Origin of the sequence: Robbsia andropogonis (assembly GCF_034047095.1) — a bacterium.
GTDB classification, from domain to species: Bacteria; Pseudomonadota; Gammaproteobacteria; order Burkholderiales; family Burkholderiaceae; genus Robbsia; species Robbsia andropogonis.
Map to the genome: position 1 here is coordinate 3,486,719 of NZ_CP139170.1, position 26,005 is coordinate 3,512,723.

Consider the following 26,005-nt stretch of genomic DNA (forward strand, 5'->3'; position numbering starts at 1 on the left):
AGATACGACGCGGCGGGTCAGACGCCCTTGACCGCGCCGCCATCGACGCGGATCTTGCTGCCGGTCACATACGATGCCCGCTCACTGGCAAGAAAGGCGACCACAGACGCAAATTCGTCCGGGCGGCCATAGCGGCCCACGGGAATCGCGGCGGCCGATGCCTTTGCCACCTCCTCAAGGCGTTGACCCGTGCGTTGTGCGGCATTGTTGTCCAGTTGCACGACCCGGTCCGTATGAATACGGCCCGGCATGACGACATTGACGGTAATGCCGTGCGCGGCCACTTCGTTTGCGAGCGTCTTCGACCAGCCGACGACCGCGGCACGAATACCATTCGAGAGGGCCAGCCGCGGAATGGGTTGCTCGACGCCGGACGACGATATCGTGATCACACGCCCCCATTGCCTGGCCTGCATCGGCGGCAGCAACTTCTGCGTCAACTCGAACAAATTCGCGGCCATGGTCTCGAACTGTGCAATCCAGTCACTGCGCTTCGCCTCCACGGCCGATGACGGCGGAGGCCCCCCGGCATTGTTGACCAGGACATCGACGCCCCCCTCGGCGATCAGGCGGGCGGTCAACGCCTCGACCTGCGCCAGGTCGGACACGTCGAAACGCTCGGCCCGCACATTCTGCCGCTGATCTGCCGGCAACGCGGCAATCCAGGCCTCGATCAACTCGGTTCGGCGTGCCGCGGCAATCACAATGGCGCCTTCTGCCGCCAGTGCCTGCGCGCTCGCGGCGCCCAAGCCACTGCTCGCACCAATCACCAACGCCCGCTTTCCTTTCAGTCCCAAATCCATCAATCCAACTCCTTCAAACGACGCGCCAAACGCGCGGTCAACCTGTCGATATCGGCGATGTCACCCGCGGACAGCGTCGGTCCGGGGCGACGCAGCATCGGCGTGGCGATAGCGCCGCGCTTGGCCAGCGTGTACTTGCGCACGGCAAGACCCAGCCCCGGCTGCTGTTCATAACGCGCCAGCGGCAGATAGGCATCGAAGAGGTCCTGTGCTCGCTCGAACTCGCTCGCATGATGTGCCGCCACGATCTGACTCATCATTTCAGGATACGCGAAACCGGTCATTGCTCCATCGGCGCCACGATGCATTTCTTCCGGCAAAAACATGCCACCGTTCCCGGTCAAGATCGAGATACGGCGCGCGCCCTTCTTCTCGGCCGCGCGTAATGCATCGATCTTTGCAAGGCCGGGCCAGTCCTCGTGTTTGAGCATCACGCAAGATGGCACCGCCTCGACAATCCTCAGGATCGCCGAGGCAGACATCTGCACCGTGGTCGCCAAAGGGAAGTCCTGCAGCACCCACGGCGTATCGCCCAGCGTTTCCGCCGCGCCGGTGAAGTAATGGAACAATTGGTCGTCGGTACGCAATGTCGACGGTGGTGCCACCATTACGCCCGACGCGCCAAGATCCATCACACGGCTCGACAACTCCTTCATCGACGCGAATCCCGGCGCTGACACGCCCACCACGACCGGAAATTGCGGGCCGACGCGGGCCATGACGCGCTTGACAAATTGTGCGGACTCATCGGTCGTCAGTTTGGGCGCTTCCCCCATCATCCCCAACACCGTCAAACCGGTCGCACCTTTTTCAAGATAGAAATCCACCATGCTGTCCGTGCTGGTGAGGTCCAGACTACCGTCGTCTGTAAAAGGCGTTACCGCAATGACAAAAACGCCGGATGCGCGTTCGTCGAGCCGGGACATATTGCTTCTCCTATCGCTTGTCGCTATTTAATATGCGACGTAGAATATCATTGTATATTTCACTATCACTGTCCAGTCCTGGAGCATTTTGCCTTGGATTCCGCCGCTTCTTCTAGTGCCTCGGTCAGTGTCATCGCGCCTTCCGCCGCACCCGCCTCGTATACCCCGCCGCGCATACTGGTCATTAATCCAAACAGCTCGGATACCATGACACGGGCAATGGACGCGCCACTCGATATATTGCGTAGAAGCGGCGCATATCGGGTGGAGTCGGTCCGCTTGCCTGACGCACCACCCGGGATTGAGTCACAGGCGGACATCGAAACGGTCGTGCCGATGATCGCCGCGCGTATCCGCCAAGACGACGCAGATGCTTTTGTCATCGCCTGCTACTCCGATCCGGGCCTCGCGCTCGCACGCGAAGTCAGCAAGAAGCCGGTAATCGGGATCGCGGAATCGTCCATGATCGTTGCAACGGATTTAGGCCGCAAGTTCGGCATCGTGTCGATTCTCGATAAGTCCATTCCGCGGCACCGCCGCTATGTCCGCTCGCTCGGTCTCGAAAACCGCCTCGCAAACGACCGGGCGATCAACTCCGGCGTGGCCGGCCTGGAAGATCATGGGGCCGTCGACAAGGTGATCAGCGTCGGCCGTGTGTTGCGTGATCAGGACGGCGCCGACGTGCTGATTCTAGGCTGTGCCGGAATGGGGCATTTCCGTGGCCAAATTGAAGCGGCGCTGGGCATTCCGGTCGTCGATCCAACGCAAGCCGCAGTCAGTCGCGCCATGAATCTGCTGGCGCTAGGCTACCGTCCCGGCCATTGATCCGGTGATGACGCTTCGTCCCGCTGTATACGGCACCGCTCCGCGAAAGACCATGCGGCGGCCAGGGCATGCACTCCGAAATACAAGGCGTGCAAGATTCGCTTCAGCCAAAAGGTCAATGGCGAGGCAAATGCATTCTCGTGTGGCCGAAATCCCGTATTCTGGACTCCTATCCACAATGAGCGGCTGAAATTCGGAAGCATGCGCGACCATGCAGACATTTGCCTGCGCCAAGCATGTCTGCCTCAGCCGGGAGTACATGCGTTTAACCCTTGCCCGCACGGATCAGCCCGGCCAGCGGCGACATTCATTGCCCGCCGATTTCGCTTACGCCATGCCCCAGGTACATACGGGGCTCGACGATGCGCTATTCGCGATAGAACCGCTCGCGCATGCGACACGCGTAACGGACTGGGTCACTGATACAGTGCGCTTCGTCAGGGAAACACACCCTTACGAGCAGGCCGAAACGCCCCCGCCGCCTGCACGCTGTGAAGAATCGGCCGGCGCCACCGCATCGACCAACACTTTGGTGGGCCGTGAAACACCGCCGCCATCGTATCAATCGGTAGTGATATCTCGTCACTTGCCGGCCAGTGTGCCCCCCCCTCAACCGACATTGCCTGCACCGCCTGACCCGCTTGTGCAAAGCCGACGCGACGCCTTACTTGCCCTTGCATCACGACGCGGGGAAGACCTTGACAGGTTGGACCCGCCACCTAGCTATCGACAATGCATGGGAGAACCGCATGCCAGCGAAGCGGAGACCAGCGCCGAGTTTGCACGCAGTGCCCGTGCATTGAACCGACATGGGTCGCGATCGGACATCGAAGCGCTGGTGGATAACGCACGACGCGAAAGCTGCTTCAGGCGAAACCGCGTCGCTATCATACTGCTGGTCACCGCTTTTTTCGCTTTTGCGCTACCCGTGATCATCGGCTTTTTACGCCACCACTATCGCAACGCGCAGTGATCATCTAGCCGAAAGAAACAGGCCATATCGCGCTACATGCCGGAAAGCATTATCGCGGCGGCACGCTCACCAATCATCAATGCGGCCGCGTGCAACGGCGCGTTGGGAATCCGGGGCATCACCGAAGTATCCGCTACCCGCAGACCGGCGATGCCATGCACCCGCAAGTGCGGATCCACGACCGATTGCGCATCGGTACCGAATGCGCACGTCCCGCACTGATGATAGGCAGTGCCGGAATCGCTACGAATCAGTGCCGCGAGCCTGGCACGGGCGCCGGCGTCGCGCCTGATGCGTTCAGCGAGATCGCGCCCGCCAAACAGCGCGGTCAAGGCACCGGGGCCGCCGTCGGGTTGCCATCGATACGCCATCGCCGGTTGGCGCATCACCGTGTCGGCAATCGCAACAGCAGCACTCATGACCTCGATATCGCGCGGGTCGGAGAAAGCGCCGGTACGAATACGCGGCGGTATCCGCGGGTTGGCGCTCGCGAGCGAAACGCTGCCGCGACTGAACGGCTGGCCTTGCTGCACCGCCAGCGTGACGCCGTGATCGCGCGGCAGCACGCCAAGCCCGGTCACGTCGCCTTCGGGAAACAGCACCGGGCTCATGACGATCTGCGCATCCGGCGTGGCAAGTGACGGCGCCGTGCGAACAAACCCCGCCGCATGGAATATTCCTTCAGCCAGCACACCTTTTCGTCCTGCCAGATAGCGCAAACCTTGCACGGCGGCTTCCACCGGATGCATCAAGTGCTTCAGCGACAGCGGTGCCTTGATCCGATAGCGCATCGGGAACGACGGATGATTCTGCAAGTTGGCGCCCACGCCGGCTAGGTCCGCTCGCACGGCCAGCCCCTGCGCACGCAGTTGCGCCGCGGGGCCGATACCGGAGAGCAGCAGCAGGTGCGGCGACTTCACCGCGCCGGCGCATAACACGACCTCGCGCCGCGCGCGTAGCAAAGTGGTGGCACCAGCCAGTGAGCCGCGCTCGATCTGATAGATGACGCCGATCGCGCGGCCGCCCTCGATCGCAATCCGCGATACCGGGGCGGAGGTAAGGATATGAAGATTAGGCCGCCGCATCGCAGGGGTCAAATACGATGCCATTACCCCGCCGCGCTCGCCCTTTGCGATCGTCACATCGGTCAGGCCGAAGACATCGACCCCATTTGTATTGAGATCCTCGGTACGCGCATAACCGGCTTGTTGCGCTGCCTGCAGGAAGTCATCGACGAGCGCGCCGGCACGCGATGTCATGGGCCGCGACGGCCGTACGCGCAAGGGTCCGGCGCTACCATGAAACGGCCCCGCGCCCCGCGCATTGGATTCCGCATCCTTATACGTTTGCAGAATCGTATCGAACGACCAGGCCGATCCGCCCGCTTCTTCCCACAGCGCGTAGTCTGCACGATGACCACGGCCATACACCATGCCATTGATCTGGCTTGATCCACCCAAGAGCCGCCCTTGCAGCAGCGTTACCGCGCGACCGGTAAAGCCTGGTTCCGGCTCGACGAAGTGGCGCCAGTTGACCGCGCCGACGCGCGCCGCGAAGGGACTCAATGCCGGCACGCGAAAGCGTGACATCACCGATGCGGCCGACCAAAACGCGGAAAGGGGTGACAACGCACCTGACAATGATGACAGTGCGTTGCCCGGCCCGGCCTCCAGCAGCGCCACCTGGCACGCCGGGTCCTCGCTCAGCCGTGCGGCCAATACGCCTCCGGCAGCGCCGCCACCGACGATGACGTAGTCAACTTCGCGCGGCGGCGCGACGTCATGACCGAAGGGAGGGCCGCCAAGCGGACCGGATGAATGGAGGGGCACCTGCTCAGTCCTTCACTTCACTCCACGGCAGGCTCTTGCCGACCCATTTGTCGGTGAGCTTTTCCAATGAGCCATCGGCGCGGTACTTCGCGATAAGCGCATTGATCTTTTGCTGCAGCGCCGGTTCCTCCTTGCGGATCACGACAGCGGACGTGGCCACTTGCAAGGAATCACCCAGCATGGCTAATGGCCGATGCGCCGAATTGATCATGTAGGCCGGCGTCAGGTAATTGCCGACTAGCACGTCGACGCGACCATTCTGCAGATCCAGTAACAACTCCGACCAACCCGGATATTCACGAATATCGCTCAAGCAGCCTGCGGGCAACTTTGCCTGAGCCGTCTTGATTTCATTGGCGCCCTTGATCACCCCGACCTTCTTGCCGCACACGTCTTTCCAACCATGAATACGGTTGTCGCCCGCACGCTTGGCGCCCGCCACGCCGTTCACCACATACGGATCGGACATCAGGAAATCGGCGCTTTTGACGCGATCCGGCGTGCGACCAACCGACGATATGACGATGTCGAAACGCCCTGCCTGAATGCCCGCCATCATCGATGACCAACCGAGCGTGACGAATTTCACGTTCAGGCCGAGGTCCTTGCCAATTTTTTTCGCAAGGTCGATGTCATAGCCCGCCAGCTCCGCCTGATCGCTATACATCGTGGCCGGCGGCGATGCCCCCGTCGTACCCACGACCAGCGTGCCGGGCTCAAGAAGATGTGATTTGTAATCGTCGGCAGCATGCGCGCCCATGGGCGAGATACCCGTCGCAAGCCCTACCACTGCGCTCAACCAGGCAGCCATAAACGTGCGTTTCAACATCCCAATATTCTCCGATGACGCGATGTCCCGCCAAGCTGCCCTTTTCGATGCCCCACTAAACATACTAGTAAATATTCCAGATGGGCAATCGGACAATATTGCGCGGTATCATCATCTTCACGTAATGCGTCTGACGCGTCCACTTTCTTTCGTTCGGCTTTCTCATGAAGATCGTCTCCGTGGTGGCTCACCTGGTCCGCATCCCGCTGGCCACCCCGTATGTGATTTCTCGCGGCACGCTGGATGCCTTTACCAATGTCGTCACGGAAATCCGGACCGACGATGGCCTCATCGGCCATGGTGAAGCGGTGCCGGTGTCACTGATCGGCGACCCGGTGCAATTCAAGGCCGTGATTGAAAACGACCTGGCGCCGATTGTCATGGGCCGTGATCCTTCGGAGATCGAGTCGCTGGTGGACGCCTGTCTGCGCGCCTCTCGGGGCGTGGTGGCGTCGGTCGCCGGCATCGATCTAGCGCTGTGGGACCTTGTCGGCCAAGCACTCGGCACGCCGGTCTCGGCACTGCTCGGCGGTGGCGGGCTCGGCGTGTCGCGGGAGCGTGCCGATACGTCTTCGCGCGCTCGCGCGGGTGTGCTGGTCGATTACACGACGAGCGTCGACCGCCCCGAGGCAATGGCGCAGGTGGCACGCGAGATCAGCGCGGCCGGCTTCCGTGGCATCGTCGTGAAGGTGGATTGCAAATCGATCGATGTCGATGTCGCACGCGTGCGGGCGGTACGTAACGCGCTGCCAGCCACGTCGACGATGCGCGTGGATTGCAATGGCGGCTATGCACCGGAGCACGCGTTTGCCTTTATCGATCGGATTGCCGGCTTGGGTGTCGAGTTCATCGAGCAACCGGTGAAAGCAAGCGATCTTGCAGGTCTGAAAGCCTGCCGTGGCCGCGGTTTGCGTATTGCCGCCGATGAAAGCCTCGGCACGCCGCAAGACGCGCTGCGCCTGGTGGCTGCCGATGCCTGCGACGTACTGAACGTGAAGGTGCCGAAAGCGGGGGGACTGCTGCAATCCAAGCGGGTTGCAGCCATTGCGTCCGCGGCCGGGTTGCCGCTGGTGGTCGGCGGCGGACTGACGTTTGGCATATCGCGTTTTGCAAGCCAGCATCTGGCCGCCAGTTGCACGATGGCCCTCGGCCATTGTCACGAAGGGCCTGGCCCAGCGTCGCAGGCGCTAATCGATGACCTGACGACGCCGCCCGTGACCCGCCAGCAAGTGAGCGATCATGCCGGCCATGTGCCGGTTTCCAATCGCCCTGGAATGGGGTGCGCCGTCGACCCGCAAAAGATTGCACGGTATCGAATCGGTTGATTCCGTTGAATAGGCGAAACGAGCAAGCACATCACGACCGGTCATCTCGCGATTGCCCATGCTCGTCGACGGGTGCGCCTCCCGGTCGAGCGGCGTCACGCACCCCGCTGGAACCGTTCCGGCCGATACGGCGACATGGGTATCGGCGGCGTTTCACCGAGAATCAGCGCCTCGACGACGCGGGCCGTCATGGGAGCACTGGTCACGCCGATGTGTCCGTGCCCAAATGCAAGAATGGCATTCCGCGCCGCCGCCGCGCGCCCCAGCACGGGCAAACCGTCAGGCGTGCTGGGCCGCAAGCCCATCCAGCGCGTGACAGTCTGGTGGTTGTCGGCAATCCGTGGAAACAGCAACTTGCCCAACGACAACAGACCATCGGCGCGACGCCAGTCCGGCGCCGCGCCTGCGCCAGCGAACTCGGCGGTCCCGGCAAAGCGCAGCCCCTCGACCATCGATGCAGCAAACACCTTGGCCTCGGTAGAGAAAACCGGACGTTGCAGCACGACGTCGCACGCGGTGATCTGCGCGTGATATCCGCGCTCGGGTTCCAACGCGACGCGATTGCCCAATTGCCGCGCGAGCGGCGCCGAATGCGCACCGGCGCAAAGCACCACATGACTGGCCTGAATCATGCCGGAGTCGGTCCGCACCGCCCGCACCAGACCATCGGCGATATCGAAACCAGTCGCGGCGGTACGGCTGACAATGCCGCCATCGCGTTGCAACGCCCGCGCGAAATCCAAGGCCAGTCGCAAAGGGTCCGTGCACTGTGCATTACCGGGCACGAAGCGTCCACAAACAAAGGCCGGATCGAGTTCGGGCTCCATTTGGCGCAGGGTATCGGCGTCCAGCGTGTCAAATGCGATATTCAGGTCGGCGCGCCGCTTCCAGGCCCCATCCTCCCGCGCCATGGCGGCCGCCGAGCGATACACCATCAAATGCCCATCGGCACGGATCAGCGATGCGGCGTGCGCGCGCGCCGCCAGCATCGTGTAGCCATCCACCGCGCCTCCCGTGAGTGCGAAAAGGCCCGCCACGCCTTCGGCGACTTGCGCCGGATTGGCCGCCTTCAGAAAGCGGATCAGCCAGGGGACGAGCGCTGGCAGGTGCGACCAGCGAATCGCCAACGGGCCGAGAGGATCGAGCAGCCATCCCGGGACCTTCCTGTGAATGCCAGGCACCGCCATCGGGAAGATCGACGTCACACTCAAACCGCCTGGATTGCCCTGGCTCGCACCGCTGCCAGGCTGCGCCGGATCAATCAGATGCACGCGTTGTCCGCGCCCCTGTAGCGTCAATGCGGTACACAGGCCGACAAGGCCTGCGCCAATGACGACAATGGAAGGGGGAGAGCGTTGCATGGAAACATTCCGGGCAGAGGCGCTGAAACACCGAGGAAACGTACAGGCGCCAAAACCACGACGGCGCGACCATGCGCGTGGCGCACCTTACCGTATGAATTATATTCGCTCAAATATTTCCGTGATATATCTCCAGTATTCCATTTTGATGGCATGGCGCGACGGACATGCGCGGCGGTTGCCACCACGGTCTATCCGCCCATCGCCGCCATGCGTTACCATCGGCAAACCGCATTTGCCCGGACAATCTTAATCTACGCGCGTCGCCTGGTTTTAGCTGCACGCGGCTACCGATAGCGCGTACCCGTTGCGTCCCTTTTGCTCTCTCTGGATTCCGCTCATGCCGTTGCTGGAAGTGCAATCGTTATCGAAACACTTTGGCGATACGCCCATCTTGAAGGATGTGTCGTTTTCCGTCGACAAAGGTGAGGTCATTGGCATCATCGGCACATCCGGTAGTGGCAAAAGCACATTGCTGCGGTGCCTGAATCTGCTGGAACGTCCCGACGGCGGCACCATTCTGATGAACGGCGAATTGGTCGGCCAGCGGCCTCGCGGTGACAAACGCGTGCCGATGCGTGAAAGCGAGATCCTCGGGCATCGCGCCAAGGTCGGCATGGTATTCCAGAGCTTCAATCTGTTTCCGCACATGACCGCGATCCAGAACGTCATGGAAGCGCCCATATATGTACGCGGCATGTCGAAGGTGCAGGCCGCCGGACACGCACATGACCTGCTTGCGCGCGTAAAGCTGGAGGACCGTGCCAATCATTATCCGCACCAGCTTTCCGGTGGACAGCAGCAACGCGTGGCCATCGCGCGCGCGTTGGCGATGGCACCACAGCTGATGCTGTTCGACGAGCCGACATCGGCACTGGACCCGGAGTTGGTCGGCGAGGTCCTGCAGGTCATGAAGGACCTCGCCAGGAACGGCATGACGATGATCTTGGTGTCGCATGAAATGGGCTTCATTCGCGACGTGGCGGACCGGGTGATGTTCATGGGCGGCGGCCATATCCTTGAAAACGCGCCCCCCGATATCTTTTTTAACGCGCCGCGCACGGACGAGGCGAAACGCTTCCTGAATCGATTGCACGTGGTGGCCTAGGCCGGTTTGCACACGGTCTCCGGGCGTAGCACTTCCCGGCACGGTCATGGGCAATCTTCGCCCGAATCCTTGGCAGGCATGACATGCAATACGCTTTCGATTGGTCTTTCATTTTCCGCGTCTTGCCGAAATTTGGCAGTGCCGTTGCGGTAACGCTCGAACTGTTCGCCACCACGCTTCTGGTCTCGTCCACTGGTGCGATGCTGCTCGCGTTGCTGTCGCGGACCGGAAGCCGCGTTATTCGGTTTGGCCTGGGAACCTTCTCCTGGTTGTTCCGCGGCTTGCCGGAACTGATCGTGCTGTTATTCGCCTATCTCGCGTTACCGCGCATGGGAATGCCCTTACCCTCGTTCTGGGCGGCGGTACTCGGTCTGTCGCTGATCGGCATGGCATACGAATATGAAATCTTCCGTGGCGCGCTGGAAGCGGTACCGCAGGGGCAATTCGAAGCAGCGCGTGCCTTGGGCATGGGCCGCGCCCGCATGGCGCAGCGTATCGTGCTGCCCCAGGTGTTCCGTATCGCCATTGCCCCATATATCACCTTTGCGTGTAGTGCATTGAAACGCACGTCGATCGCGTCGGCCATTGCGGTTCCCGAGATCATGGGGTTATCCGAGCGTTTCAATGAGGCGTTCCAGAAGCCATTCGAGTTGATGCTGGTGGCGATGATCTTCTATGTCGCACTCTCCAGCCTGCTGATGTGCGCCGAATGGCTCGTCGAACGACGACTACACCCCGGTCACGCCGTGGCGCCCCGCAAGGATGTCGATTCGGCCACGGAGCCGGTCCCGGGTCACGGAGCGCCGCAATGAACTTCGCGATCGTCTTCCAGCATTGGCATCTGCTGCTGACAGGCACGCTGACCACCATCGGCCTGATGCTGGTCGTGGGCACGGTCGCCCCGTTGCTGTCGATCCCGCTGGCATTGGCTCGCCTCAGTCGCAAGCGCTGGCTGTCCTGGCCAGTCGCCGTTCTCAGTTGGTTCACGCGCGCCGTGCCAACGCTGGTATTGCTGTTTTTCGCGTACTACGGACTGCCGGTATTCGGCATCTACCTGAACCCGGTGCCCTCGGCACTCGCGGCCCTGATCTTCTCGGCGCTCGGCTATAACGTCGAATTCTTCCGCGCCGGTTTCCGTGCCGTGCCCGCGGGGCAGTATGAAGCGGCACGCGCATTGGGCATGTCGCGTTGGCGAATGCTGCAGCGAGTGATTTTCCCGCAAGCATTGCGCGTGGCCACCCCGTCGCTCTTCTCCAACCTGACGCTGAACTTGAAAGGCACCGCGCTGGCGAGCCTGGTATCGGTGGCGGAACTCAGCAGCAATGCACAGGCGCTGCTTTCCGATACCTACCGCCCGGTCGAATTCCTGGTCGCGGCGGCAGTGATCTACCTGATCCTGAATTCGGCGCTAATCGGGTTACAGCGCCGCGTCGAACGTCACCTCGATCCGGCGGCGAGGAATGCGCGATCGTCAAAACCCGCCGCCATCAAAGCCAGCGCATGCAAGGCCGCCACGCGATGAGGCATCAGCACGGGGCACTTCACCATCTGCTCAAGGCGCGCGGATAACGCCAAGCCATCGCTCGCCACCATCCCTAGACCATAGCTCCAGACCACCACGATGTCATGGGAACGCGAAGCCAGCTTTTCCGCCGCAGGCAGGATGTCGCCTTCGAATGGCTCATAGTCGATGGCCAATTGCGCGGCAAACGGTTGTTCGCGCCACAATTGCACATCTTGTCGGCCATGGCCCGCCGAACTCATCAGCCCAAAGCGCACCGGTTGCGCGCCACTGCGCGTGGCTGGGCCAGCCGTATTGACACGCTCGGTCACCGCCGCCAGCATCAGCGTGGCCGGTTTGATCAACGGGACCGGACAGATAAAGGCATCGTCCGGAAACCGCGTTGCGCAACAGAACAACACCATGTCCGCGCCCCGCGTGACCAAACGATCGATCGCGGCCTGGAAATAAGGCAACGCCCACGGCAAAGACACATAAACGTGATCCCAACCGTCCCCCAGGCGATTGCCGGTGGCACCCGGCACATGCACGTGCGCTCCCAGGCGATCTTCCGCATCACCGCCAAGGTGAGGCTTGATCTCGTCCCACGACAATCCATCCAAGATATGATCGTCGATGACGTCGATCCGCATTCCCAATGCGGCGGCAAGCCCGCGATGATAGGCCGCATATTCGTGGCGCGGACCCTGCCCAGTGGTAACGACACCCAGACGCATGATGCGTTTATACCCCGTAAACAGTAAATGAACCGATCGTGCGCCATGCCATCGCGCATACGATGATGATACCGCGTTCAATATGTGCTTCCTGTTTAAATAAAGCCACGATTTGACGAAAGACGCACAGTCGCTAAGATGATTCGCACACTTAATCACTGATGAGGTGAATCATGTATCGACATTTGCAGGCAGGCATTTACATCGCCCCTTTGTGCGAAGGGATGGCTATCCTGACCATGCACGACGACCAGTACTTTCTGTTGAATGAGGCGCAAGCGCGGGCACTCCTGCATTTGCTGGGTGTTGGCACGGAAATGAACGTCGACGCGGCGACCGTCTCGCAATGGACGGGTGCCTTTGAAAGACAGGGCCTGTTACGTGCGGGGACATTCGACGCGCCCGACGCCGTTGCCGCCGAGGCCGCCGCGCGCGAAGTCGCGCCATTGGCTGGTTTTACCGGATGGCGACTGGACCCGGACGACATCGGCCCCGGACTGCCGCTCTGGCTGATTGCCCGAGCGTGGTGGGCCGTTCGGCAATCGCATCGCATTACCGCACGCACCCGCATGCCAGGACTGATGCGCTGGCTATATGGGGCACCGCACACGAACCTGTCTTATCGCATCCAGTCCAACAGGCGTGCCGACGCAGCCGCGGCCTTCGCCGGCTCGGACATCCATGCGCGCGCCACGCCCACCGCGCTGACAGACGACGGATCGGCCCCGGCATCAGCATCGCAGGAACTGTTTGGTGCGTCCGCGCGCAAATCAGCCCCGGATGTCAGCCTTCACGCCATCACACGTGCGCGCATCGCGCAATCGGTCTGCGCCTTGAATCGCGCCTGCCTGCTGTATCCAAGGCGGACGAAATGCCTTGAATGGTCCGCCGCGCTCGTACACCTATGCCAGCGTCGCGGGGTCGATGTCGATCTGGTCATCGGCGTTTCCGGCGGCCCGTTCTCAGCCCATGCGTGGGTTGAACACGACGGCATGGTGATGGGGGACGACGCGGAACGACGCCGACAATTCGCCGTTATCGTCGACGGCCGAATGTGGCGCAACATCACGCCCCGCCCCGGCGACACCGCCATCGCGCGACGAAATCCACCTGGAGCGGGCGCCATGGATACCGCACGCAGGGGCGACACGCCACGAGACCGTACGAGAGATGCATCCCCCGCCGGCGCTTAAGCGGCGGACGCGGTGATCCGCTCGCCCTACGCCGTGACGCTCTCGACATGTACGCCCGACACAGGAGATTCTGATGCTTGCGATTCGTTTAGGTTACCCGACATCCCGCAACGATACCGCCGCGGCTTTCCCGTCCGGCAATGGCCACATATCGGATGAACGCATGAAGCCTGACCAGCGTGCGCCAGACGCCGCCGCATCCCGCTTCTCGTCCACGCGTACGCTTGAATGGATGGGTGACCACAAGCAGATCGCCTTATCGCTGCACGTCGATGCGGACGACGCCGCCCCGGAAAACGTCGCGCAAGGCAAATACGAGGGGCACGACTGGTTATGCTGCGGCGCGCTGTTCGATGCCGTCACGCACGCCCGCGTGCGACCCGATGCCATCATTGCATCGGTGATCGCCGACGTGGAATGGCTGGCGGCCCATTGCTGGGGGCTCTACCGATTCGCGGTCTTCCGTCGACGCGACGCCATGCTGCGTCTTTACATCGATCCGTGCGGTCAACGTCCGGTGTACTTCCGGCGAGCCAGCAGTGGCGGCAAACATTCGGACAGCACACGCACGGATGAATTCGGCCCGCTCCACATCGCATCGGACATGCGCACGCTGATCGGGTTGGCGCCTCAGGTTGCAGCGACACCGGACATGCATTTTCTGCACGGCACGCTGTTGCACGGCAATGGCCGCGAAAGTCGGACGGGATTGCTGGGCGTGGACAGCGTGCCCATTGGTTGCATGCTCGAAGTGCGTCATGGTCTAGCGCCGCAACTGCGTGAGGTCTGGCGGCCACTGCGCGGCAACAGCCCTTATGCGCCATTACGGCGGATTGATACCGTGGCCGCGACCACGTTGCCCCCCAGGATTGATAGCGCACAGCGCGCGGACCCGACGGATCGGCTTGCCGCGCGTCACAAAGGCTTGCCGATTGATGCGTTCCGCCTGTTGCAAACAGTGACGGATCGGTATCTGTCGACGTTGCCGGACGGTAATATCGTCCTGGAACTGTCGGGCGGACTGGAATCGAGCGCCTTGGCGCTGGCATTGCACGAAGCGGGACGGACGGACGGCCTGACAGGCATCAATCACTTCGACCGGGACTCCCCCGCATCCAACGAGATCGTCTACGCGCAAGCAATCAGCGATCACTGCGGTTTCCCGCTCCGTACGTTACCAATGGACATGACGCCCTATGCGCCGCCTATGTCGACCGCCACCATGCCACAACAGCCGCGCCCATCGCAAGGCAGCATCACGTTGAACTGGTCCACGCAACTGCGTGAGCGAACGTCGGATCTCAGTAGCGCGACCCATCTCAACGGCTATGGCGGCGATGCGGGTTTTCTAGCACCCCCGTATTTCAGTACATGGCTCGACGCGGTTCATGACGGCGCATGGCGCCGCGCGATGGGCGCTATTCACGACATGGCCCTGCTGCGTCGCACGCCGTACTGGCAAGTCATCCGCCAGGGCTGGAAAGAGAGTCGCTCGCGTAACCTGGATTCGCTGATCAGTGCGACGCCGCCGACAACCCTCCGCATGGCTCAGCCCGTTCCCGCGCCTGACCGCTTTGAGTACCTGCCGAGGCTGCATGCACAACTACGCCGGCAACCGGGCAAGCATATGCAGTTACTGGGGGTGATCGGTAATCTGGCCGAGATCGAGATGTATCCCGACCTGGGATTCACGCGCAGCTTTTTTCCTTATCTGACACAGCCCATGGTGGAGTATGTGCTGAATTACCCAAGCTATGCGCTCTACAGCCGCTTTCATAATCGCGTCCCGATGCGGCGTGCTGCCTACGCGGCGTCCGGCCTGCCCCATCTATGGCGCAGGGACAAAGGCGAGACCTCGGGACCGTTCACGCGGGGCTGGCGCGAGAATGCCGACCATATTCGGACCGTCGTGATGGAGGGGCGGTGTGCCCAGGCCGGCCTCGTCGATCGCGATGCATGCGATCGCGCCACGCGTCTGGCCATCAGCGGCTTTCGGCCGCCGGATCTATCACTGGACCGCATCTATGCCTGCGAGATGTTCATCCAGGCATGGCAAGGCACGGCTACCCGGTAGCCGCAAAATACATTGCCGTATTAAAAAAGCGCTATTTCATCTCGAAATGGCATGCGCGCGGCGATGAAAAAAGCGCCGTTTGGAAATGCGAAGGACATCACGCTGGACCGCGGTCGCACATCAGCATTTTGTTCTCCCTGCGACGTTTGCGCTTTCCGATGAGGTTCGTAATATGGGCCTGGTCATAAGGGCATCCGCGTGAGCAAACGCCGAAGGACAGCGAGGCAACCATCGATTTTCGCGGCAATGGGAGGCGTCATGAATGACCAGGTGTACAAGGGCAGGATAGACGACCGGCGTGCGGACGACGCTGGCCACGTGCTGTTTGAAGACACTTTCGCGAGCCACTTCCAACGGAGAACGCGCGATGAGATGGGCCCCATCGACCGCGCAAACCTGCCTGACAGGCATTAACGCCACCGAGGCGACGCACGGCATGAACGGTGTCGTACTCGAAGGCACGCAGGGCCGCTTCAGTGTCTGATAGGAGACGAAAGCGGGATTATCTCAACCACCCAAAGGAGTGTGAGCATGGCTATGGAACTACAAGGCGTCGTCGCGACGCACGCTACCCAAGGCTTAATCGGTCTCGTGCCGGAAAGCAGCACCGGCTATTTCCTTTTCGAGGGAGGCCAATGATGGACGCACGTTACCTACAAGGCGTCGTCGCGACCCACGCCACCCAAGGCTTGATCGGTCTCGTGCCGGAAAGTGGCCATGGCCTCTTCTTGTTAGAAGGCAGTCAATGATGCTTGCCCCATCGGACGTCGTTGGCCTTGCCGCCTGCGGCGAGACGCAGGGCGGATCCGGTCAATACAGGGAAGCCGGCGTCGGTCGCTTTTTATAACCGGACGCCTTTGCATCACGCGGTCCGTTCACCTCAGAACGGCCGCGTCTGCACAAGTAATGCCCGCGCGCGTTCCCTTGCCTCTGGCAAGGTTGCCGGGTCGAAATGGAACGCGCCGGCTTCAAGCCATCCCATCGGTATGCCATCGCAAAACGCGATGCGATTCGCCAGCGTCGACGCAACCCGGGTGCCTGCGATAACAATGCCGACCAGATTCAACGGGTCCGCCGCGGAGAGCACCGTCCAGCTTCCATCGTGGGGCCGTCGTCGGACGTCGCGCAGCAACGGCACCGCTTCAGGCAACGCGAACTGCTCGCCACTCAACCCTTCGACGAATCGTCCGCCGCGAATCTCGCCGCGCGCTTCCAGACGCCGATAAACCATCAGCAAGTCCCGCCACGGCGGCACCCCATCGGCTTCGCGTTCGAGCAACCGCCAGGAAATCACGCCATAGCGGCGCAGCAGTACCCACGCCACATGCTCGCGCGCGGCATCATCGTCAACGGATGACAAGTCGTCCGGCAATAGCGCCCACCGCCCGGCATCGTCCATGCCGCCACTGACCCGGACATGCTGACGGCGACCACGCGGCCCGGCACCGTGTCCGCCCCACAGATTGCGCCGCGCCACCGGTGACAGCAAGGCGCGCAAACCGGCAAAGCTGTCCGCGTGTACCCGCCCTAGCGCAACGAGTTCGCTTAACGCGGCCTCCAACTCGGCGGGCAACAGACGCAATGCATCGGACAGCCCATCAAAGAATGACGGACCGCGCGTGGCCAGATGCCTGTACACCGCTTGCGCGCGCGACGATAGCAACGCGAGCGCAGGGTCCATCGCCCATGTATCAGACGCCGATTCGGCCATGGTCGTCGTATCGATCGGATGCGCCGTGGACACACGGACTGACACTGGGACGGCGCGGGCGTTGTCGACCACCGCATCGATGGTCTTCGCGGCACGTGCCTTTCCCCGTGGCGCGGCGTCTCGTGCCGCGGCCCGACGCCACATGTCAAGGTCCTGTCGCGGCACCAGCACAACCCCGCTTGCACGCACCAAGGTCGTCGGTCCGCCCGCATTGCCGCGGCTGCTCACGCCGGCAAGGCGTGCCCATGTGACCCGCCCCGAGCGGCTCAGCGTATCAAGCCAGCCGCGCTCATAATCGGCACACCGAGCGGGTAGCAGTTGCTCCTCCCATGCGGGTGCCGATGCGGCGTATCCCTCCAGTTGCGTCACTACATCTTCGAGCGCGACCGGCCCGCGTCCGCGCGTGCTTTCCGCGACGCGCTGCCAATCGAACAGAAAGCGCATGAAATCGCGTGCCGACACGGGTTCGATTTCACGCCGCAAACGTTGCACCGTATAGCGATGAATGCGGGCGAGCAAACTGCGGTCGCACCACTCCTCTTGCGTCGTGATGGGCATATCGGCTGGGCGCTTTTCGGTCGCGGAAGACGAAAAATGTCCGCGCACCACGCTCCCCTGTCGCTCCAGGGCCACGAGTGCCGCGGCGACGGCCGACACCGGCAGCACAAGCGGGTGGGCGAGATCCGCGACGGTCAACGGGCCAAACCCGCTGATGCGCAACTGGATCAATTCGATCAACGCCGCGTCGGCATCCGCCGGCATACGTGCGGCCGGCGTCGCGCCCACCACCGTCAGCGCCGCCTTGGGCCAACGCATGTCGGGGTAGACAGCATGCATCAATGGCACCCGTTCGCGCGCCAGCCAGAGTCCTTCCTCGCGCCCCTGATCCCGCGCCACTACAAGACGGAATGCATGGCCTGAACGCCCGAGCTGTCGCAACAGGGCTGTCCACGCGACACGGATCACCGGCTCGGAGCGAGCGTCGGTCTGGGCGCTTTCCATATCGGCGAGACGGGCTTCGTCGTCAGTAATGCAGCCCAGACGCATCAGCGCTTCCTGCATCTCATCGACATCGCGCACGCGCGGCCAGGCCTCCGCACGCACGGCGGCGATGGCGTCCGGGTCCAATGCGCCCAAGTCATCGGGCGACTCGGGATCGGTCCATTGTCTGCGCATCACCGCCTGGGTACGGCGCTCTTCCAACGGTGCATCATCAAGGAACGCATACGGCCGTGCCTGCAAGATTTCCGCTGCCATGGGCGATGGCGCGGGCAAGTCGCGTGCGATCAAGCGAACCGCGCCGGACTCCAGGCGCCGCAACAGGGTCAGCCACCCGTCGCAATCCATTGCCTCGTGCAGGCAATCATCCAGCGTCTGCGCAACCAGCGGATGATCCGGCAATTCACGCTCACCGACAATATTTTCGAGACAGGCGACCTGGTCCGGGAACACGGCGGCAAGCAAGTCTTCACTCTTCATCCGCTGCAGTTGCGGCGCGACCTTTCGCCCACCCACCTGACGGGGCAGCGCCAGCGCGGTGGTCGCGTTCCACCGCCAGCGTACGCCGAACAACGGTGCGTCCAGCAGCGCCTGCACCAGCACGTGCTCGGCACTGGCGCTGTGCAGGTAACGCCATACTTCGTCGAGCGGAAAGCTGTGGCTGGTCGACAGCGACAGTACGATCGCGTCCTCCGTTGCCGCCGCCTGCAATTCAAAATTGAAGTTGCGGCAGAAGCGCTTGCGCAACGCCAGGCCCCACGCACGATTGACGCGGCTGCCGTAGGGCGCATGCAGCACCAGTTGCATGCCACCGGACGCGTCGAAGAACCGCTCCATGATCAGCGTATCGTGCGTCGGTAATGCAGACAATGTGGCGTGGGTCCGCACAAGATAATCGGCGATCTGTCGCGCTGCGTCATCGCCGACACCGCGAATCCGCTGCAAGACCGGCATCACCGCATCAACGACACCCGCAGTGGTCAGGGCCCTCGACGACGCGTGAACCGCCGCGCGCGCAAACGCATCAGCGTCCCGCTCGTTGGAGACGTTGGATGCGATATCCGATGGCACATCGGCGGATACGGATAGATCGCGGCGCGCACCGACCCGGCCTTGATGCCCGGCAATCGCCTGTGCCACATCGGCGCGCAGGCGGGCAACGCCGTTGGACAGGGCATCGGTACGTCCCGGCGCCTCCCCCAGCCAGAACGGGATATTCGGCGGCTGGCCCCGTGCGTCGCTGACACGTACTTTGCCCGCCTCGATTTTCATGATCCGATACGACGTATTGCCCAACTGGAACACGTCGCCCGCGAGGCTTTCGACCGCGAAGTCTTCGTGTACGGTACCAATCGGCACCGCTTGCGGCTCCAGCACCACCGTGTAATCCGCGTTATCGGGGATGGTCCCCCCGGCGCTGACCGCGGTCAATCGCGCGTTACGCCGGGCACGTACCGTATGGTCGATGCTGTCGCGATGCAGATAGGCGGCTCGCGGCCCCTGGCGCGTCGCATAACCCTCCGCCAACATATGCAACACCGCATCAAATCGGTCGCGCGACAACGTGGCGAAGGGGGTGGCACGACGGGTCATGGTGTACAGCGCGGTTTCGTCCCAGGCCTGTTGCGCCACTTCAGCCACGAGTTGCTGTGCCAGGACATCCAATGGCGCCGACGGGATCTGCAACGTGTCCAGTTCGCCTCGCCCGACGCAATCCAGCAATGCGGCGCATTCAATCAGATCATCGCGCGACGTCGGAAACAGCCGTCCCTTTGGCACGCCCCCCACGTGGTGCCCCGCACGGCCCACACGCTGCAGGAATGCACCGATGCCGCGCGGTGAACCGATTTGACACACGAGGTCGACGTCGCCGATGTCGATGCCCAGTTCCAGCGAGGCAGTAGCAATCAGCACCCGCAATGACCCGGACTTCAATCGGTGTTCGGCATCCAGTCGATGTGCCCGCGACATGCTGCCATGATGCGCCGCGACTGCGTCGTTGCCGAGGCGGTCCGCGAGATGTCGCGCGGCACGTTCGGCCATGCGCCGCGTGTTGACGAATACCAGCGTGGTCCGTTGTTCCGATGCCAGCACACCGATCCGGTCATAGACGGTATTCCAGGTGTCGTTCGACATGACCGCGTCCAGTGGCATAGGCGGGAGTGCCAAGGAGAAAGATCGCGTTCGCGATAGTGGCCGATGTCGACGATATGCGCCGCAGCGGCATGCGGCGGCGAGGTATCACCGTCGTTGGGGCGCACGCCAGCGAGAAACGCCGCCATGCGCTCGATCGGCTTTTGCGTGGCGGACAATCCCACCCGCATGGGATACGCCTGGCGGCCATGGTACCGCTCACAAAGCGCATCGAGCCGTGCCAGACCCAGCGCCAGATGGGCGCCACGCTTGCTCGGCGCAACCGCATGAATTTCGTCGATGATGACCGTGCGCACGGTCGACAGCATGCGACGACCCGAATCCGAACCGAGCAGCACGTAGAGCGACTCGGGCGTGGTGACGACGATATGTGGTGGGCGCCGCGCCATGGCCGCGCGTTCGGCCTGGGGCGTATCGCCGGTACGCACGGCGGTTCGGATCTCCGGCATGCGCAAGCCACGGTCGGACAGTGCCGCGCCGATACCCGCCAGCGGCGCACGGAGGTTCTTCTGGATATCATTCGACAGCGCTTTCAGCGGCGACACGTACAGCACCGCGGTTTCATCCGGCAGCGTCGTTCCCGATTCCAGACAGTCAGTACCTCGCACGATCAGGTCGTTCAACGCAGCGAGAAAGGCGGTCAACGTCTTCCCGGAGCCCGTTGGTGCCGCGACCAGCGTGGTTCGGCCCGCGCGCAACAACGGCCAGGCGGCAGCCTGGGCTGGCGTCGGCGCGACAAATGTCGCGCGAAACCAGTCCTGAACCGCTGGATGGAAGTCATGCAGGGAATCGTCGCCGGCTGGCGGCAAGCCGGCCGACGCCATCGCGGCGGCGTTCGCCTTGTCGGCATCGGGTAACAGGACGGGCGGGGCGACCGGATCAGCGCCGGTATCGGGAGCAACCATGCCCTCAATATGCGTGGTTTGACCGATTGATTCAAGCCCCTCGCGGGGAAATGCGCGCCGGATCGTCCGGCAATCGCTTATGGGTTTGGCGGCGCGACGTTACGCTCCGACTGCGGCGCATGCACGCCGCAGCCGAGCCAATACGCCGATCAGAAGTCCGGCAGGGCGTTGGGACGCAGGTCAAACACCAGCACTTCCGCCTGATTGCCTCCGGAGAACGCCAGCAGGTCTTCGTCGCGTACCCGGACACCATCCCCCTCACCCAGCGCCATGCCGTTCAGCGTGACACTGCCGCGCGCCACGTGGACATAGGCGTAGCGATTTGGCGGCAGTTCCACCGAGGCGGCTTCACCACCGTCCAGCAGGCCGGCGTAGACCCGCGCATCCTGATGGACAGACAACGAGTCCTGCGCACCATCGGGCGAGATGATCAAGCGGAAACGCCCGCGTTTTTCAGCGTCGCTGACATGAATCTGCTGATAGCGCGGCGGCACGCCCTTTTGTCCCGGCACGATCCATATCTGCAGGAAATGCACGCTCTCCTCGGAGGAGTGGTTGAATTCGCTGTGCCGCACTCCGGTCCCGGCGCTCATCATCTGCACATCGCCGGGGCGAATCACGGACCCCGTGCCCATCGAGTCCTTGTGCTCCAGCGCGCCTTCCAACACATACGAGAAGATTTCCATGTCGCGATGTGGATGCGTGCCGAAGCCCTGACGCGGCAGGACACGATCGTCATTGATCACGAGCAGATCGGAGAATCCCTGCTGTGCCGGGTCATGGTAATGCCCGAAAGAAAACGTGTGGCGCGACTGCAGCCAGCCCAGATTCGCCACACCTCGATCATTTGCCGCACGACGTTCGAGCATGATGCCCTCCTTTTTCGATAATATTCACGTTCAGACCCGTTACTGGCGCGACGTACCGGCGCGGTCGACGTCGGCGGTTCGGCCGGAAACGCGGTACACGGACGGCGCTGCCTGCACACCGCATTGCCCAAAGCCCTGTTAAATACTGCTTCGATGCGCCGTTTCCTTAATAAGCAGTATGCGCCGCGGCGCATTGGCGCATCATGAATTGATCACGGGTCAATATTCGAAAATTTCGATGATGGAGGTTCGAGGTGGGCGATTCCGAGCACCTGGGTCCAGGAGGCGCACCACGCCTGCAGACGGGAGGCCAGCGACGCATCACGTTGGAAGCAATCGAGCTGGTCGAGGCGATCGACCGTCACGGATCGTTCGCGGCCGCCGCGGAACGGTTGTATCGCGTTCCGTCCACGGTCTCCTATGCGGTCGGGAAACTGGAGCAAGAGATGGGAATTGCCTTGTTCATCCGCAAAGGGCCGCGCGTCACCCTGACGCCCGCCGGACGGCAACTGATCGATGACGGGCGCTGGCTGCTACGCGCCGCGGCGGATCTGGAGTCTCGGATGCGCCAGGTAGCTACCGGGTTCGAGGCCGAGTTACGCCTCGTGATCGACTCACTGATTCCGATCGACATCCTGCTGGACGACGTTCGCCAGTTCGAGGCATTGCAGTGCGGTACGCAATTGCGCCTGGGAACGGGCGTGATGAGCGGCGTGTGGGAAGCACTGCGGGAAGGGCGGGCCGACTTGGTGGTCGCAAGCGGCGACAATCCCGCCGGCAATGGCTTCCGTACTGTACCGGTAGGCTCCACGGATTTTGTATTCTGCGTCGCGCCAGGGCATCCACTCGTCGATCGTGCAAAGGAACGGCAGCCCGATGGCGCGCCTCGGCCGCTGACGCGCGATGATCTGCTGGATCACACCGCCATCGTCATCGCGGATAGCGCCCGGGATGTCGGCGGTCGCACTGCGGGCCTATTAAACGGACAAAAGCGCATCACGGTGGCGTCGCTGGCCGACAAGCTATGCTGTATGCGGGCTGGACTCGGGCATGGATTCGTGCCTCGTGCAAACGTCGACGATCTGCTGCGCCGTGGCGCACTCTGCGAATTGCCTACCGAAGAAGGCCGCCCGGGTGAGCACTTCTGGCTGGCCTGGCGTGCCGGACAAGGGGGTGAAGCATTGAAATGGTGGCGTGCCCGGCTGACGCGACCGCTGGTACCCGATGCCGTGGCGTAATCGATAGGATGCCAGTCAGGCTTTACCATCGTCGAGGACGGCCTACCCTGCGCAAGGACATCGTCTGTTCCAAGTGACACACCGGGAAAATACCAACCGGATGACACGGTAACGACAGGTAAAAATAATGTAATCGGCTCACGCTGGGCAGGCCGGTATATTGCTTTGGTAATTTCAAGGTTTGTCGCCCTGCATGGTCGCCGTATCGAATTCACGCCCACCGTGGACCGGCGGCCTCATGAAGTCGACTCTTCTTTTTCGAGATGCATGATGAAGACGCTATCCATCCGTTCCAGGAGCCTGACGCTCCACGATACACGGCAACCAGGTGTCGCTCACCCGCACCGGGGTGATGACAAGGTGCCCCGCGCGGGTAAGACCCGCTGGGCGGCACTCGCCGCGACAGCCGGTGCCCTCGCCGCCGTCATGCTGTCTGGATGCGCGGTAGTGACGCCCACCGGCCCCAGCGTCGTGGCGTTGCCGGAACGCGGCGAGTCACTCGCGACGTTCCAGAAGGACGATTATGCCTGCCGGAACTATGCCTACGGCATCATCAATCCGAACGGGGCGCAACAGAATGCCAACAATAGTACGGTGAACGGCGCCGCGCTCGGTACGCTCGGGGGTGCCGCCGCCGGCGCGCTTATCGGCGCCGCCAGTGGCAATGCCGGCGCCGGTGCCGCAATCGGCGCAGGCTCCGGGCTGCTGCTGGGCAGCGCCGTGGGCGCGGGCAACGCGCAAAACGACGCCAATGGCCTCCAGGCGCGGTATGACGCAGCGTATGCGCAATGCATGACAGCGAAAGGCAACACGATCCAGCAACAACCGGCACCGGTGTATTACGAGGCGCCCCGCCCGGCATATTATTACGCCCCGCCCCCCGCACCGGTTTACTACTACGGCCCCGGTGCCCCGATGGGGTGGTAATGGCGCAATAGCCCGTGCGTAGCGTATCCCACGGTGTGATGAATGGATGGTCCATCACACCAGCCCCGATATCGGCATTGGCAGGCCTGTCGGCGGCGGCGCGCGCCGTCCCGCTTTTCACGCAATGGCCTCCGCCTCGGTCCCGCGATTTGCGCCGCGCGTTCCCACGTATGGGCCGCTAGGCCGCCCTTCCTGTCCAGCCCACCTTTGTCAGGCCCGTAAAGGGTACCTTCCCTCGCGCCCCGATTGCACCGCCCGCTTCTCAACGTTGCTCCTTTCCGTCCCGTTGACGTGTCCGCACCCTGGTACGGAGCGATCGGCGTGGCTTTCTTGCCCTGTGACCGTAACGAATTTGACTACTTTACCTCGTCATCTGACAATAAAACGCGGTAACGTACGTCTGTAGTATGACTGGTCCTTTCGTGCCGTCTTATGCAGCACCGATGGATGACAGTCGGTAAAAGGGTCACGATCAGGTATCGACCAAATGGAGATTGCGATGACATTGACGCCTGTCTACGCCGCGCTCGAACCGCAGCGCGCCGAAATTGACGCGCAAGCGGGCCCTGCCTTGCTGGAATTCGGCGCGCCATGGTGTCCGCATTGTCAAGCCGCGCAAGTGCCGCTCGCAACAGCATTCGCGGCGCATGCCGAAATGCCGCTGCGGCATTGGAAGGTCGAGGACGGCAAAGGCCGCGCGCTCGGACGCAGCTTTCGGGTGACGCTATGGCCGACCTTCATCTTTCTACGGGATGGCAAAGAAGTGTCGCGACTGGTCCGCCCTACTACCGCCGCGCCGATCCACGAGGCCTTGACCGACATTTTGAGAAACGCATGACCCACGAGACGCGCGGGAGACAGCGTCGGTCCTCGGCATATTTAATTTACCTGATCATATAAATGAATGGAGATCGGACGTGATGGATGACCGGTTGCCTCGTTACCTGAAACTGCGGGACGAGATTGCCGCGCGCATCGCGGCGTTGGAGTGGCAGCCGGATCAGGCATTGCCCACGGAGATGGAACTGTCCTACGCATACGGCGTGGCAATTGGCACGGTGCGAAAGGCGATCGATGTACTGGAGCAGGAGGGACATCTCGAGCGATTCCAAGGACGTGGCACCTTTATCCGACGCGCCAGTTTCGACCAATCGTTGTTCCGTTTTTTTCGATTCCAGCGTGCGGACGGACAACGGTGCCCTCCGCAAAGCCGCATCCTCGCGCGTGACGTGTTGCCCCCACCCAGTGCGGTGGCCAAGTCATTGCGGATGACGATCGACCAGATTGCGGCCAGCGAGCTGACGATCAGGCTGTCGCGATTGCGTACCATGGGTGATGTCCCGTTGGTGCACGAGCAAATCTGGCTGCCTCATGCACGATTTGCGGTGCTGGCTACTTTGCCGCTGCCCGAGTTTGCCGAATTGCTGTACCCGATGTACGAAGCACGGTGTGGTCAGGTTGTCGCCCGTGCAAGCGAACGGCTCACGATCGGCATCGCCGACGAAAACGACGCCGAGATGCTGGCACTCGCCCCGGGAGAGGCGATCGTCGTGATCGAACGCACCGCGTTCGCGCATGATAACCGCGTCCTCGAATGGCGCGTGTCGCGTGGCGCCGCCGCGCATTTCAGTTATGAGATAGAGATTCGCTAATAGAATGGACACCGCCCGCGAGGGGATCGCAATGCTGCCTCTGCAGCACGGTCCGACGCATGTACG

Annotated in this window: 21 protein-coding genes and 1 pseudogene; 13 read left to right on the forward strand and 9 right to left on the reverse strand. The window is 62.4% G+C overall.

The window, feature by feature from the left end; all coding sequences use genetic code 11:
* Nucleotides 1–17: 17 nt before the first annotated feature.
* The 3 genes from SJQ66_RS28735 to SJQ66_RS28745 form a co-directional block, all read right to left on the reverse strand.
* On the reverse strand, nt 18–803 hold the full coding sequence (locus SJQ66_RS28735; protein ID WP_024905650.1) for an SDR family oxidoreductase: 786 nt from the start codon (nt 801–803) through the stop codon (nt 18–20).
* Entirely contained in the window at nt 803–1,729 is a 927-nt protein-coding gene (locus SJQ66_RS28740; protein WP_046154092.1) for a dihydrodipicolinate synthase family protein, read from the reverse strand. Before SJQ66_RS28740 ends, SJQ66_RS28735 begins: the two co-directional genes overlap by 1 nt.
* Before the next feature lie 65 nt (nt 1,730–1,794).
* Entirely contained in the window at nt 1,795–2,049 is a 255-nt protein-coding gene (locus tag SJQ66_RS28745) for a hypothetical protein (protein ID WP_186303564.1), read from the reverse strand.
* Here SJQ66_RS28745 and SJQ66_RS28750 point away from each other — a divergent pair.
* Both SJQ66_RS28750 and SJQ66_RS28755 read left to right on the forward strand, forming a co-directional pair.
* Complete coding sequence (locus tag SJQ66_RS28750) at nt 1,949–2,554, forward strand: aspartate/glutamate racemase family protein (RefSeq protein WP_260843902.1); 606 nt, start codon at nt 1,949–1,951, stop codon at nt 2,552–2,554. The genes SJQ66_RS28745 and SJQ66_RS28750 overlap by 101 nt on opposite strands.
* A 211-nt stretch (nt 2,555–2,765) precedes the next feature.
* Nucleotides 2,766–3,527: a hypothetical protein gene (locus SJQ66_RS28755; RefSeq protein WP_024905647.1), complete on the forward strand. Its 762-nt coding sequence runs from the start codon at nt 2,766–2,768 to the stop codon at nt 3,525–3,527.
* Nucleotides 3,528–3,559: 32 nt separating this feature from the next.
* Here SJQ66_RS28755 and SJQ66_RS28760 read toward each other — a convergent pair whose 3' ends face one another.
* Both SJQ66_RS28760 and SJQ66_RS28765 read right to left on the reverse strand, forming a co-directional pair.
* On the reverse strand, nt 3,560–5,356 hold the full coding sequence (locus SJQ66_RS28760) for a GMC family oxidoreductase (protein WP_024905646.1): 1,797 nt from the start codon (nt 5,354–5,356) through the stop codon (nt 3,560–3,562).
* A gap of 4 nt (nt 5,357–5,360) precedes the next feature.
* Entirely contained in the window at nt 5,361–6,185 is an 825-nt protein-coding gene (locus tag SJQ66_RS28765) for a substrate-binding periplasmic protein (protein ID WP_024905645.1), read from the reverse strand.
* A gap of 164 nt (nt 6,186–6,349) precedes the next feature.
* Here SJQ66_RS28765 and SJQ66_RS28770 point away from each other — a divergent pair, with 164 nt between their 5' ends.
* Nucleotides 6,350–7,510 (forward strand): mandelate racemase/muconate lactonizing enzyme family protein, encoded by a 1,161-nt coding sequence (locus SJQ66_RS28770; protein ID WP_320534843.1) that lies wholly within the window; start codon nt 6,350–6,352, stop codon nt 7,508–7,510.
* Between the two features lie 95 nt (nt 7,511–7,605).
* On the opposite strand, the gene SJQ66_RS28775 is transcribed toward SJQ66_RS28770, so the two are convergent.
* Nucleotides 7,606–8,871 (reverse strand): NAD(P)/FAD-dependent oxidoreductase, encoded by a 1,266-nt coding sequence (locus SJQ66_RS28775; protein WP_024905643.1) that lies wholly within the window; start codon nt 8,869–8,871, stop codon nt 7,606–7,608.
* A gap of 340 nt (nt 8,872–9,211) precedes the next feature.
* Between SJQ66_RS28775 and SJQ66_RS28780 the strand changes: the two genes are divergently transcribed.
* From SJQ66_RS28780 to SJQ66_RS28790, 3 genes are all read left to right on the forward strand, one after another.
* The gene (locus tag SJQ66_RS28780; RefSeq protein ID WP_024905642.1) at nt 9,212–9,979 is read left to right on the forward strand and encodes an amino acid ABC transporter ATP-binding protein; all 768 of its coding nucleotides are present in this window, start codon (nt 9,212–9,214) and stop codon (nt 9,977–9,979) included.
* A gap of 83 nt (nt 9,980–10,062) precedes the next feature.
* Nucleotides 10,063–10,791 carry an amino acid ABC transporter permease gene (locus SJQ66_RS28785; RefSeq protein ID WP_024905641.1) on the forward strand — a complete coding sequence of 243 codons (729 nt, stop codon included), beginning with the start codon at nt 10,063–10,065 and terminating at the stop codon, nt 10,789–10,791.
* Nucleotides 10,788–11,501, forward strand: a complete 714-nt coding sequence (locus SJQ66_RS28790) for an amino acid ABC transporter permease (protein WP_024905640.1) — start codon at nt 10,788–10,790, stop codon at nt 11,499–11,501. The genes SJQ66_RS28785 and SJQ66_RS28790 overlap by 4 nt, the downstream gene beginning before the upstream one ends.
* Here the strand turns inward: SJQ66_RS28790 and SJQ66_RS28795 are convergent.
* Nucleotides 11,417–12,217: an AroM family protein gene (locus SJQ66_RS28795; protein ID WP_024905639.1), complete on the reverse strand. Its 801-nt coding sequence runs from the start codon at nt 12,215–12,217 to the stop codon at nt 11,417–11,419. The two genes, SJQ66_RS28790 and SJQ66_RS28795, sit on opposite strands and share 85 nt — an antisense overlap.
* A gap of 173 nt (nt 12,218–12,390) precedes the next feature.
* Between SJQ66_RS28795 and SJQ66_RS28800 the strand changes: the two genes are divergently transcribed.
* From SJQ66_RS28800 to SJQ66_RS28810, 3 genes are all read left to right on the forward strand, one after another.
* Nucleotides 12,391–13,410, forward strand: coding sequence for a lasso peptide biosynthesis B2 protein (locus SJQ66_RS28800; protein ID WP_024905638.1), 1,020 nt, complete (start codon nt 12,391–12,393; stop codon nt 13,408–13,410).
* A 73-nt stretch (nt 13,411–13,483) separates the two neighbouring features.
* Nucleotides 13,484–15,484, forward strand: a complete 2,001-nt coding sequence (locus SJQ66_RS28805; RefSeq protein WP_024905637.1) for a macrolactam cyclase family protein — start codon at nt 13,484–13,486, stop codon at nt 15,482–15,484.
* 748 nt (nt 15,485–16,232) lie between these two features.
* Nucleotides 16,233–16,331 (forward strand): burhizin family lasso peptide precursor, encoded by a 99-nt coding sequence (locus SJQ66_RS28810; protein ID WP_320535397.1) that lies wholly within the window; start codon nt 16,233–16,235, stop codon nt 16,329–16,331.
* Between the two features lie 33 nt (nt 16,332–16,364).
* On the opposite strand, the pseudogene SJQ66_RS28815 reads toward SJQ66_RS28810, so the two are convergent.
* Nucleotides 16,365–21,172 (reverse strand): annotated as a pseudogene (locus SJQ66_RS28815) (DEAD/DEAH box helicase).
* 230 nt (nt 21,173–21,402) lie between these two features.
* The gene (locus tag SJQ66_RS28820) at nt 21,403–22,122 is read right to left on the reverse strand and encodes a pirin family protein (RefSeq protein ID WP_024905634.1); all 720 of its coding nucleotides are present in this window, start codon (nt 22,120–22,122) and stop codon (nt 21,403–21,405) included.
* Between the two features lie 296 nt (nt 22,123–22,418).
* Here SJQ66_RS28820 and SJQ66_RS28825 point away from each other — a divergent pair, with 296 nt between their 5' ends.
* The 4 genes from SJQ66_RS28825 (at nt 22,419) to SJQ66_RS28840 (ending at nt 25,939) form a co-directional block, all read left to right on the forward strand.
* Nucleotides 22,419–23,360, forward strand: coding sequence for a LysR family transcriptional regulator (locus SJQ66_RS28825; protein ID WP_036012935.1), 942 nt, complete (start codon nt 22,419–22,421; stop codon nt 23,358–23,360).
* 426 nt (nt 23,361–23,786) lie between these two features.
* Nucleotides 23,787–24,287, forward strand: coding sequence for a glycine zipper family protein (locus tag SJQ66_RS28830; protein ID WP_046154147.1), 501 nt, complete (start codon nt 23,787–23,789; stop codon nt 24,285–24,287).
* A gap of 499 nt (nt 24,288–24,786) precedes the next feature.
* Nucleotides 24,787–25,125: a thioredoxin family protein gene (locus SJQ66_RS28835; RefSeq protein ID WP_024905631.1), complete on the forward strand. Its 339-nt coding sequence runs from the start codon at nt 24,787–24,789 to the stop codon at nt 25,123–25,125.
* A gap of 82 nt (nt 25,126–25,207) precedes the next feature.
* Nucleotides 25,208–25,939, forward strand: a complete 732-nt coding sequence (locus tag SJQ66_RS28840) for a GntR family transcriptional regulator (RefSeq protein WP_036012913.1) — start codon at nt 25,208–25,210, stop codon at nt 25,937–25,939.
* Nucleotides 25,940–26,005: the final 66 nt, after the last annotated feature.